At 40.8% G+C, this 10,644-nt stretch carries 9 protein-coding genes; 4 read left to right on the top strand and 5 right to left on the bottom strand.

Annotated elements, in window-relative coordinates:
- The first annotated feature begins 183 nt into the window (after positions 1-183).
- Positions 184-828: a TetR/AcrR family transcriptional regulator gene (locus K5Q58_RS06015; protein ID WP_119969031.1), complete on the top strand. Its 645-nt coding sequence runs from the start codon at positions 184-186 to the stop codon at positions 826-828.
- Between the two features lie 159 nt (positions 829-987).
- Positions 988-1,917, top strand: coding sequence for a DUF6268 family outer membrane beta-barrel protein (locus K5Q58_RS06010; RefSeq protein ID WP_220753055.1), 930 nt, complete (start codon positions 988-990; stop codon positions 1,915-1,917).
- A gap of 79 nt (positions 1,918-1,996) precedes the next feature.
- On the opposite strand, the gene K5Q58_RS06005 is transcribed toward K5Q58_RS06010, so the two are convergent.
- From K5Q58_RS06005 to K5Q58_RS05990, 4 genes are all read right to left on the bottom strand, one after another.
- Entirely contained in the window at positions 1,997-2,569 is a 573-nt protein-coding gene (locus K5Q58_RS06005) for a chalcone isomerase family protein (protein WP_220753054.1), read from the bottom strand.
- 350 nt (positions 2,570-2,919) lie between these two features.
- A complete protein-coding gene (locus tag K5Q58_RS06000) occupies positions 2,920-3,399 on the bottom strand; it encodes a DUF2947 domain-containing protein (RefSeq protein WP_080916282.1) in 480 nt (159 codons plus the stop codon).
- 163 nt (positions 3,400-3,562) lie between these two features.
- Positions 3,563-5,125, bottom strand: a complete 1,563-nt coding sequence (locus K5Q58_RS05995) for a PAS domain-containing methyl-accepting chemotaxis protein (protein ID WP_220753053.1) — start codon at positions 5,123-5,125, stop codon at positions 3,563-3,565.
- Between the two features lie 355 nt (positions 5,126-5,480).
- The gene (locus tag K5Q58_RS05990) at positions 5,481-7,772 is read right to left on the bottom strand and encodes a peptidase U32 family protein (RefSeq protein WP_220753052.1); all 2,292 of its coding nucleotides are present in this window, start codon (positions 7,770-7,772) and stop codon (positions 5,481-5,483) included.
- A gap of 126 nt (positions 7,773-7,898) precedes the next feature.
- Between K5Q58_RS05990 and K5Q58_RS05985 the strand changes: the two genes are divergently transcribed.
- Together K5Q58_RS05985 and K5Q58_RS05980 are read left to right on the top strand one after the other, a co-directional pair.
- Positions 7,899-8,561 (top strand): glutathione S-transferase, encoded by a 663-nt coding sequence (locus tag K5Q58_RS05985; RefSeq protein WP_259651255.1) that lies wholly within the window; start codon positions 7,899-7,901, stop codon positions 8,559-8,561.
- A gap of 43 nt (positions 8,562-8,604) precedes the next feature.
- Positions 8,605-8,949 carry a helix-turn-helix domain-containing protein gene (locus tag K5Q58_RS05980; protein ID WP_220753051.1) on the top strand — a complete coding sequence of 115 codons (345 nt, stop codon included), beginning with the start codon at positions 8,605-8,607 and terminating at the stop codon, positions 8,947-8,949.
- Positions 8,950-9,131: 182 nt separating this feature from the next.
- On the opposite strand, the gene K5Q58_RS05975 is transcribed toward K5Q58_RS05980, so the two are convergent.
- Complete coding sequence (locus tag K5Q58_RS05975) at positions 9,132-10,544, bottom strand: endonuclease/exonuclease/phosphatase family protein (protein ID WP_220753050.1); 1,413 nt, start codon at positions 10,542-10,544, stop codon at positions 9,132-9,134.
- Between the last annotated feature and the right edge of the window lie 100 nt (positions 10,545-10,644).

Genomic DNA, 10,644 nt, shown 5'->3' with positions numbered 1-10,644 from the left:
TATTGACCTGCGAATGACATCTGTGTGATGCTCAATAATTAAAACTAGACTGTCTAGTCCATTTTAGGCTTAGTTTATGGTCAAAAAACTAGACTGTCCAGTCTAATTTGTGATTAAATGTTATGCTTGTTGTTTAGTTGTAAAGCGATAACGTGCGCCTGTTGAGACAAAAAAGAAGAGTTTATGAGCAAAATTTCTGATATTCCAGTGACATGTAATCATGACTTGCCGCGAACAAGAAGTGAGCAAAAAAAAGCAACGATACTGCAATCGGCCATTGAGCTTTTTTGTGTTCAAGGCTTTCCGAGCACCAGTATGGATATGGTGGCGAAGAAGGCAGGCGTATCAAAGCAAACGGTTTATTCTCACTATGGCTCTAAAGATGAGTTGTTTATTGCTGCTATCGAATCTAAATGTGTTGTTCATCAGTTAACGGGCAACTTACTAGAAGACGCGACAAATCCTGAAAATACAATTCGTACCTTTGCGCACCAGTTTGGTGAGCTAATCATTAGTGATGAAGTCGTTGCTGTATTTAAAACCTGTTTGGCTCATGCTGAAACTCACCCGAATTTATCCAAGCTTTATTTTGATGCTGGCCCAAAACACATATTGGGCTTATTAAGTGAGTATTTGGCGGAAGTAAATAAACAAGGCGTTTTTTATTTTGAAAAACCGCATGACTGCGCCGTGAGGTTATGTTTAATGTTGTTTGGTGAGGTAAAACTTCGATTAGAACTAGGCTTAGATGTGAGCGATTTAATTGCAGATCGAGAGCAATATATAAACGATAGCGTCAACCTCTTTTTAACGGCTCACCATGTTTAAGATTTGAATATAAATCAGTGCTTTTGTGTCATGCTAAAACTGTGTAATATCTCATAATATATTGAAATTGTGATCCAAATTGGTAGTGCCTTGGTATTACCTTTTGCTATTGAGTATTAATCATTTCGACCACAATAATAATGAGAAAGGAAGCAGTTAATGAAGGTTATTCCAAGCTTGTTCCAGGCTAATCAGCTTGATGTAAGTTCTGTTATAAAAGTGGTTAAGTTAACAGCGCTTGCTGGACTTCTCCTTGCTCCTCAAGTTATCGCGAGAGATTACTCCCCGTTTAAGTTTCATGTCTCGCGCACCTCCACAGACTCAGCCCAAGTGGGTGACACTAACGCAGAGTTACAACGTGATGTTTGGCGCTTAAAGTTATCGGGTGCGATGCCTATCAACAAAGAGTGGATGATCGGCGCTAATATTGGCTACGACAATTTAGATTATGGTTTTAAAAACATCGATAGCGGTGTGTTGAACGGCCAAGTCACGCCTTGGAATTCAATCAATAAGTACAGTGCAGGTTTGTCACTGATTTACCGTCCAAATCAAAATTGGATGTTTATGGTTGCGCCTAAGCTGCAATATTCTTATGCCAATACCGCATCATCTTCAGATGCACAAAGCTATGGTGTAGTTGGCTCGGCGATGTATCGTTTTGAGTCTGGCAACATGCTCGGCTTTGGTGTGGCATATCTTAATGATATTTCAGAAGTTAAAACTGTGCCATATTTGGCCGTTCGCTGGAAAATCACTGATAAGTTAACCTTAGGGAACCCATTTGAAGCAGGCTTCAGTGGCCCTGCTGGTTTAGAGCTATCTTATAAAATGAACGAGAAGTGGGATTTTGGAGTGGGAACCTCACGCCGCTCAGAGCGCTTCTTGATATCTGATAACGAACAAACCATCGAAATGGAAGAGTGGGTTACCTTTGCTCGTGCTGGCTGGAATATCAGTAAAAAAGCCACGATTAATGCTTATGGCGGATACTTCTTCAATAGTGAAATGGAACTCAGCGAACCAGACGTTACCGATGAAATTGATAATCAAGCCGCAATTGGTTTAGCGTTCGATATTAAGTTTTAATCAGCAAATAATTCGATTGTTGTGAACAATAAAAAAAGCGACCATTAGGTCGCTTTTTTTATTGCAAGAATAGCTAGGGCTAATTCGCTAACATATTCTTGCGTAGGCTCTTTTGAGCAGGGTCGTCACCTAACCAAATCTTCAGCAATGCTTGTCTAAATGCTTCGCCTTCAATAGTGGCTTGTTCAACGCCGTTTTTAAAACTGGTTACGCCAGCACCTTTATGAGTGACAAAGGTAAATTGATCACCTTTGCTGACTTCTTCAGTAAATAGGCCCATAAACTGAGTGATTTCAGCTTGTATTGGACTAATGTCACCGTCAGTTGCGCTATCAAACCCTTCGTTAATGGCATCGACCATTTTATCTGAGGTAATCATACCTGAGGTGATGTTAAGGCGAACAACTGCTATTGGTTGTACTAATACAGACGTTAAATCGGTTGCTGGCGTTGCGATATAGAGGCTGCCAACATACAAATCCATAAAGAATTTACTGCGAACACCTGCGCCATTTAATGCAAGAGATTGCTCTGCGATTGTGAGGTTATCTTCAAGTTCGACACCTGATACGGTTTTAGCTTGTACTAGCGCCGATGAAAATAAACTTGTTGAAAGAACAGCGGTTAGAGCGATTGTTGAAAATGCTTTCATAGAGGGACTCTTTTTATAATTGTATTGATAGGGCCTGTTGATCTTTGCTGGTTAAGTTTTGTTCGAAATGAAAGCGTTTTAATTAAGGCGGATGGATTGATGCCTAGTCATCTAAGCACTTCTTTATTTAAAAAGATTCATCCAACAAAGAGTAAAACACTTTTAGTCGAACCCTTTGGGCAGCGTTTGTTGTCCATTTTTACTGCGTTATCGACTTTTTATGTAGAATAACTACACCACAAAGTCTCTGCCTTGTATAAATGGATAACAATTCGCTGCAAAAATAACCTTGAAAGACCAACAGGCCCTTGCCACGTTGATAAGTTTGAGTAAACGTGGCTAATCGGTTTTTAGCTGCGCATCCCTAGCTTATATTGTCCATTTTGTTCAAACATGATTGCTTGTTTTTTCTTGGGAGCAATCAGGATTGGACCGTCATCGAAAAACAAAAATGCTTTCCAATTACGGGCAAACACCGCCCAAGTGGTTTCAATAATTTGATATTTTTCGTAGCAGAAGAATACTTGGGTATCGTCGTCCCAATCGATAAATTCAGCGATAGGTTCTAGTAGCGTATTGTCATCTGAATCCCAAGCTGATTGCCAATGTTCAGTTTGTTTCCAAGCGTCTTGTTTGGCCGCCCAGTCACCTTTAGAGAATAATTCAGCACGATTACACTTATTACTTATCCATTGATTCCAGACAGTCATTGCACTCTTATCGGTAAGTGGCTTGATTAACGCTTTATCTGTATCTAACACAGGTAAATCTTTATGGTTAAAAATCCACTTGCGCTTGTATGCATCTAATGGGATGTAAGTGTGTGCCAAAAATAGCTCCTAGGTTTGAAAGAGATGGGTCTGCATTAAGACTGGGATTATAACGACTCGGTCATCATAGTGCTAGGGCTGTAGGGAAGGGTTATATTAATACAACAAGAAAGCTTGATGCGCAGCACTCACGGGGGAGTGTAGAGCGCCGCGCACCAAACTTTTAAACTCTAAATCGTCTTATCAGCGAATGAAAAATGCCGATAGTGTTTTCAAGTGATTCACTCGCTGTAAGCGACTTATGCGCTGCATTGGCAGTTTCAGATGCGCCGTCTGCGATATCGATAATCTGTTGGTTAATGTGTTCGGCCACGGCGCTTTGTTCTTCGACAGCAGAGGACATTTGAAAGGTCATATCGGTAATATTAACCACCGCATCTTTAATTTCATTCAGGGCATTACGGGTATTTTCAACGACTTCCACACCGTGTTTTGCTGCAAGCTCACCTTGGGTCGACATTTCTACAGCGCTGGTAGTTCTTTGTGAGAGCTGGTTAATGACGCTGTGAATTTGGTCGGTTGATTCGCGAGTTTTTAATGCAAGGGCGCGAACTTCATCAGCAACTACACTAAAACCGCGGCCTTGCTCACCCGCGCGAGCCGCTTCAATAGCAGCATTTAACGCTAATAGGTTGGTTTGATCTGCAATGGATGAAATGAGATTAGCGGCTTGACCGATTTCAGCGGTTGAGTCAGCTAATTCCTTAACGGTAACAGCAATACTGTCGACGGTATGACTGAGTTGATGAATTGATGACAAGGATTCATCAGCCAGCTTTGAACCTGCATCCACAAATTGAATGGCGTTTTCAGCGCTATGAGAGTTTTCTTCAATTTTTTGGGCAACTTCTTGAATCGCTTGAGACATTTCGGTGATAGCTGAAGCAATCTGTTGTGTGGCAATACCTTGTTGTTCTACGGAGGTCTGAGTTACGGCGACTTGGGTTTTACTGATATTGGAGATGTCACCTAAACCAGAAACCGACTCGTTAATGCGAGTTAACGCAGTGCGGCACCTTGCCATTTCGCTGATAAAGGCAAGCTTTGCTTGAGCACTCATGCCGACATCGTCAAAGTAGGTTTGGGCTACGGTAACATCTGCGAACGATTTAGGGCTGATATTCAGTAGTTGTTGCCAATGACTAGCTTGCTGTTTAAGACTCCATAAGCTGCTAAGCAAAGCTGTTGCCAGCGTTGCAAATAACTCAGTGTGATTGCCTTGAAAGCCAAAGTATCCCATCAGCGCTAGGCTAGGTAGAACAATTGGCAGTATTTTTGCCAGATGATGACCTAGCTGAGTCATTAATGGGGCTGCTGATTTCCCTGCGAGAATCCGTGAATAAGCCTTAGCCGCTCGCTGTTTTTCTGATGGTTCGGCGCTAACTCGAACTGACTCATAACCCACTAAGGTTTTGCCATCATATACTGGGGTGACAAACGCGCTGACCCAATAGTAATCGCCATTTTTGCGGCGGTTTTTAACTAGCCCCATCCACACCTTTCCTGCTTTAAGCGTTTTCCACATGGTGGCGAAAACGGCTGCAGGCATATCAGGGTGGCGCACTAGGTTGTGCGGTTTACCAATGAGCTCTTCGCGGCTATAACCACTGGTATCGATAAAAGCTTGGTTGCAATGGGTAATAACCCCTTTGGGATCGGTACTGGAAACGAGTGGGGTATCTGATGGAAATAAATATTCTTTATTGCTTGCAGTATGACTGTTCATAGTTCTTCTTATTATTAACTGCTGATGTCGCAAAAATGAGTTAAATGTGATGTTTACCTCAAAATGTATCAAGAATGTAATGCAAACTTAATGAGATTTAAAGTAGCTAAAACAACTGCTTAGAGTTGTTTTTTAGGATGATATGCTAAAGAGTATAAAAACCTTAATTTAAACAAGTGTTTAAATGGACTTAATGAATAAATGAGTAAACGCTTGGTGATACAATTTGTTGCAGTTTTTGTATTGGTTAGCGTTAAATTTAAATTTTTCAGCTTGTTATGAGCATAAAAAAGCCCTGCAAAATATAAGCAGGGCTAGATAGTATCTTGAATGCTAAGTCATAATGCAGTCAGACTTACAAACCATTTTGGTATTGCAGATGAGTAGACTCTGGCACCATTTTGGCTAACGTATCACTGGCATTAAATTGCCCATCGAGTAAGGCTTCAAACTGCTTAATCAGTTCAACCTTATCTGGAGACTCTCTATCACCTGCACCAATGTTGGTTAAATCAATCATAAAGCCATCAAACATATGGCTTAAATCGTCAATAATCTCAGTATTTAAAAATTGATCTTGATTATAAATACTTGGGTAACCTGCCTTTTGTTTATCAATGGCAAATGAGTCGCCTTTGAGGTTTTTGATGCTGGTGGACTTATCACAGGACAACATACAACCATTATCAATACGCGGTTTTTCACAACCAACACTTTGTTGGAAGAAACACTGACGACTAGCCATTAATAAAATTGGGTGATAAATGCTGTAAAGCATTTTAAAGTTGTTTGGTCTGGCGATTTGCTTAATTTGTTGCTTGTTAATTTCATTTGAAATAAACGCGCCAGCGCAGTCAAAGCCTTCTTTCATCGCTAATAACGCATAAGAGTTAGTGGTGTTTAAGAACGGCCCTGCAATCCATTTAACGCCAAGCTGTTGGGCGCGGTAAGCGATACCAGTGTTATTGGTGACAATAAGTGGTGGTTTCACTTGCTCTAAAATATTAAGCGCGACATCGTAGTCTTTGCCAATAAGTACTGGCGGGAACCAAGGGATTAATCTTGGATTTTGCTGCAGAAAATCGACATATTTAGTACAACCACGTTTGTAAGCGTCGGGTAACTTGAAGTAAATATCCCCTTCAGTCACATCGGCAAGCTTGGCGTCTTCTTCGTCACAAATCAGCATCGATAGTGCAGGCTTTTGCTCAGCAGGTTTTGCATGGCGTTCAAGCTTTGGCAATTCCACTTCTGCTATGACTTCAATACCGTCATTTAAATAAGCTAATAGCTCATTTTTAAGTGTGGTGATTTCACGATAAGGAATACTCATGCCATCGGTAAGTTGGTCAGTTTCAAGCTCAACTAATTCATAGTTGGCGTTATTGATATTTTTAAAGCGTTTTTCAATCGCTTCTTTATCAACACTTAATTTTTCACTTGGTCGCATTAAACTTGTTGAGCTAAACATCACTGTTTTAGTGTCAGCATCAGCTAAGTCGCTGCTGTTTTGCTCAGTGGTGACCGTTAATGTCAGTGGCCTATCTTGTTCACTGGCAAAACTTAACTTGAGTTTGATTTTCTCAATACTTAAGTGAGCTATTTTATCGTCAACCGATGCATTGATTGCCTGCTTATCGAGTTGCAGTTGCTGCTGCGCATCATGGATTTGCACCACTGAAATAGATTCGCCTTTGTCGGCTTTAAGTTGATCAACCAAGTGGTTTTTAGAGTTATCACGTGGGTTATCAATAAACATTGATTGGTTTAAGTCACCGCGCAAGAAGGCATTGGTGAAATCGCGGTTAAAGACTTTATATAAACGTTCGCCGCTTTGGGTTAGCTCGCCTGTTTCAACATAGCCGTCAATTTGCTTTCGGAAACTATCAATAACGGTGTGAACGTAACTTGCACCTTTTATACGACCTTCAACTTTAAACGAATAAACCCCAGCATCAATAAGCGCAGGTAAGTCAAAAAAGGCCGAATTGTCTTTAATGTTCAGGGGAAAGTTATTGCCCGATTCTGTGGTTTCGTATTCTTCTCGGCATGCTTGGCTACAGCGGCCACGGTTACCTGAATTACCAGCGCTAGCTGAGGTTGAATAACACAAACCTGAGAATGCGACACATAATGAACCATGAACAAACACTTCTAATAAAGTGTCATGCTCTTTAGCTACGGTTGCCAATGTAGTGATTTCCCGCAGATTTAGCTCACGAGATAAATTAACTCGAGTTGCACCAAGTTGTCTTAAAAATGGAATTTGACCCGCATTGTGAGTCGTTAACTGAGTCGATGCATGGATATCTAAGGTCGGGAAATGTTTACGTAATACATAAAGCAGTCCCATATCTTGCACGATCACGCCATCTAAAGTGGTATTAACCAGTTTATTCAGCAACTTCATCAGAGTCTTAAACTCTTGCTCTAAAATGACGATATTAAGCGTTAAGAAAATTCGACAATCGTATTGATGGGCAAGTCTTATGATCCCGACCAATTGATCGAAGGAAATATTAGCAGCGCGATTACGGGCATTAAATGTATCTAAGCCGCAATAAACAGCATCTGCACCCGCAATAATGGCCGCTTTAATCGCTTCGACATCACCACCAGGGGCTAATAATTCAATCTTCGATTTCATGTTCTAAAAGGTTCTCAGTTAATTTTAGTGAGGGGATGTTACCCGTATATTTTGCTAATGAATATCGTTAAAGTACATTATTAATTAGTAAGCTCGTATATAAGTTGTAGGGAAAACAGCACAACAATGAATAAAATCATGGATTTACCCGTACTCTATTCGTTAAGAAATTGTCCGTTTGCAATGCGGGCAAGAATTGCAATTTATAAGTCACAGCAAGCTGTTTTACTGCGTGATTTAGTTTTGAGCGATAAACCCGCTGAAATGTTACAGGCTTCACCTAAGGGAACCGTGCCTGTTGTGGTAACCCCAAACGGTAAGGTTATCGAAGAAAGTTACGAGCTGATGCTTTGGGCGTTAACTCAAGGTGATCCTGATGATTTATTGTGTGCTGATAATGATGAAGCGTTTGATGCCATGCTGACGCTTATTTATCAATTTGATAGTGAGTTTAAACGCTGTCTAGAAAATTATAAATGCGCCAAACGATATAGTGAGTCGAATATTGCTGAGTGCCGACAGGCATGTGAAATCTATATCGAACAGTTAGAAAAGTTGTTGTCTCAGCACAGTTATTTAATGGCAGACAGAGAAAGCTTGGCTGATATCGCGCTATTGCCGTTTATTCGTCAGTTTGCCCGTGTTGAGCGGCAATGGTATCTACAGTCGCCATATCCCAATTTAAGAGCTTGGCTTAATCGTTATTTGCAAAGCAAGATGTTCAGTAAAGTGATGACGAAACATCCTTTATGGCTCGAGAATAAAGAGGATGTTGTGTTCGGTGGTTGATGCCATCATGCTTACTAACGTGCGCATTAATCGGAAGAGAATAATGAAACAATCAAAGGTGTTATTTTCAAAAAGGTCTGCGCCTGAAAAAAGTGCGCGGATGGTTGAAACAATTTATGGATGTAAGTGGTCACTGACCGTGTATCAACTATTAGCAAACGACATTAATCGTCCCGGTGCAATGGTTAATCATGTTGAAGGCTTAACCACAAAAGTGCTGAATGAATGCCTTAAGCGAAACGTTGAATTTGGTATTTTAGAAAGACTGACATTTAATGAAATACCGCCAAGAGTGGAATATCAAGTCACTGAATTTGGTCAAAAGTTTTTACGGATTTTAGATGAACTAGAAAAATTGCAACTAGAACTGGAAGCGGATGAAAGCTAATTTGCTCCGTAAGCCTGATAGGTAATCTCTAGTCCTAAAATAACTAGCCCTAAATTAACTAGTCATAAAATGATTTGGGAATAAAATAGCTCGATAATATATAAATTGGTAATAAAAAAGCCCGCAAATCGCGGGCTTTTTAGTATCAGTTTTTAGTCTGAATTATTGAGCTTATTGACGGATTAAAGTTCTACGTTAATCCATACTAAACGGTGATCAGAAGATACTGACTTTCCGCCGCCGCCCCAATTACCTACACGCTCGTCATTCATCATTAGACGACCTTCTTCGAAAGTCGCTGGCCAGAATACACCTGAATCGGTCACATTCAAGTCACTTGAAGGGATAACGTGGTCTAAGCGTAAACCAGATGTGCTGGTCACAAGATCTGGGTACTTAGTGCCCCAGTTTTCTTCTTTACATTCACCGTTAGACAAACACTCTGGTCCGCCTAAGCTACTTGGTGCGTAAATTCCGTGAGTAGCAAGTTGGTTAACTTGGTCACTGTACATTAAGTCTTTGATGGTATCTAAGTAGCCGTCTCCAGATTCTGGATCAGCATTCAAGTCACCTAAGATCACAAATGATGCATCGCTATCGATACCGCCTTTGTTACCTTCATCATCGTAAATATAGCTACCTTCACCAGATGTGTAATCATCCCAGAATTTGATTTCAGCACGGTTAAGTAACTTGTTGTTTTCAGTCACAGTGTCGAAAATAGGTGGTGTTGGGTGCGACATTAATAAGTGAATGACTTTATCGCCATCTGCTGTAGGAATGATAATAGGTGCATCAACATGGTTCTTAGATGACATTGGCTTTTCTGCCCATGCCTCAGCGCTGTACCATTCATCACCACATGCCTTTCCTTCTGGGATCGGATTGTTTTCGTCTTCACAGTTAATGATGGTTGGGTTGGTTTCACCTGGCATGTCTTTCCATTTGAAGTCTTGGAAAGTACGGATGTTATCTGTATCAATTGGGTATTGAGATAGTAAGCTGAATGCATATTGACCGTGGTAGAATCCAAAGCCCCAAGCATCATCAGGAAGGGCAACTTTACCATCGTGGTTCAAGTCGTGACCACTTAATAGGCCAGTATTTGTGGCGAAGTTTTCAAAATAACCAAATTGTATTGGCTCAAGGGCTTCAAATTCTTCAGATGTTGAACCTAACGCATTTTGTGGCACAGTCAGGTAGTTTAAACGGAAACCTTGAATTGCTTGTTGGCTTTCTGCTGTCCCATCGTTATTGAATTCACCCATCCATAAGATTGCAGGTCGTTCAGTTTGGATAATTGCTGCAACGTTGCGAATTTGAATAACCTTTTCTGCCACAGCTAGTTCTTCGTCGCTAAGTGACTCATCGAACCATTTCTCCATTAATTCATCTTGCTCTGCGACGGTTAACGCCATTTCAGCGACAAGATCTTCAAAGGTACTTCTGTCAAATGACAAGTTATAAGCACCGATGCGTACATCTGTTGTTTCAGGTGCTGGTTCACCTGGATAGTAGTTGTTTGTTTCGTCGTTGCAACCCGTAAGCAACGCCACACCGACAGCTAAAGCTGCAGCTGATTTAAACATTTTCATATTGAACCCCATTTCTTATTTATGTATTCCCTTTACTGGGAATTGACCGAGATTTTAGCCATGTGTAATGAGGGGCTACAAATAAAATATACCGATGTAA

Origin of the sequence: Shewanella sp. KT0246 (assembly GCF_019654955.1) — a bacterium.
Lineage (GTDB): Bacteria > Pseudomonadota > Gammaproteobacteria > Enterobacterales > Shewanellaceae > Shewanella > Shewanella goraebulensis.
Note: the sequence above shows the minus strand (reverse complement) of the source record. Positions and strands in the feature narration are given on the sequence as shown.

Coding starts and splice junctions, on each gene's coding strand:
- K5Q58_RS05975 (WP_220753050.1), bottom strand. CDS start 10,544: ATGAAAATGTTTAAATCAGCTGCAGCTTTAGCTGTCGGTGTGGCGTTG.
- K5Q58_RS05980 (WP_220753051.1), top strand. CDS start 8,605: ATGAAACAATCAAAGGTGTTATTTTCAAAAAGGTCTGCGCCTGAAAAA.
- K5Q58_RS06015 (WP_119969031.1), top strand. CDS start 184: ATGAGCAAAATTTCTGATATTCCAGTGACATGTAATCATGACTTGCCG.
- K5Q58_RS05985 (WP_259651255.1), top strand. CDS start 7,899: ATGAATAAAATCATGGATTTACCCGTACTCTATTCGTTAAGAAATTGT.
- K5Q58_RS05995 (WP_220753053.1), bottom strand. CDS start 5,125: ATGAACAGTCATACTGCAAGCAATAAAGAATATTTATTTCCATCAGAT.
- K5Q58_RS06010 (WP_220753055.1), top strand. CDS start 988: ATGAAGGTTATTCCAAGCTTGTTCCAGGCTAATCAGCTTGATGTAAGT.
- K5Q58_RS06005 (WP_220753054.1), bottom strand. CDS start 2,569: ATGAAAGCATTTTCAACAATCGCTCTAACCGCTGTTCTTTCAACAAGT.
- K5Q58_RS05990 (WP_220753052.1), bottom strand. CDS start 7,772: ATGAAATCGAAGATTGAATTATTAGCCCCTGGTGGTGATGTCGAAGCG.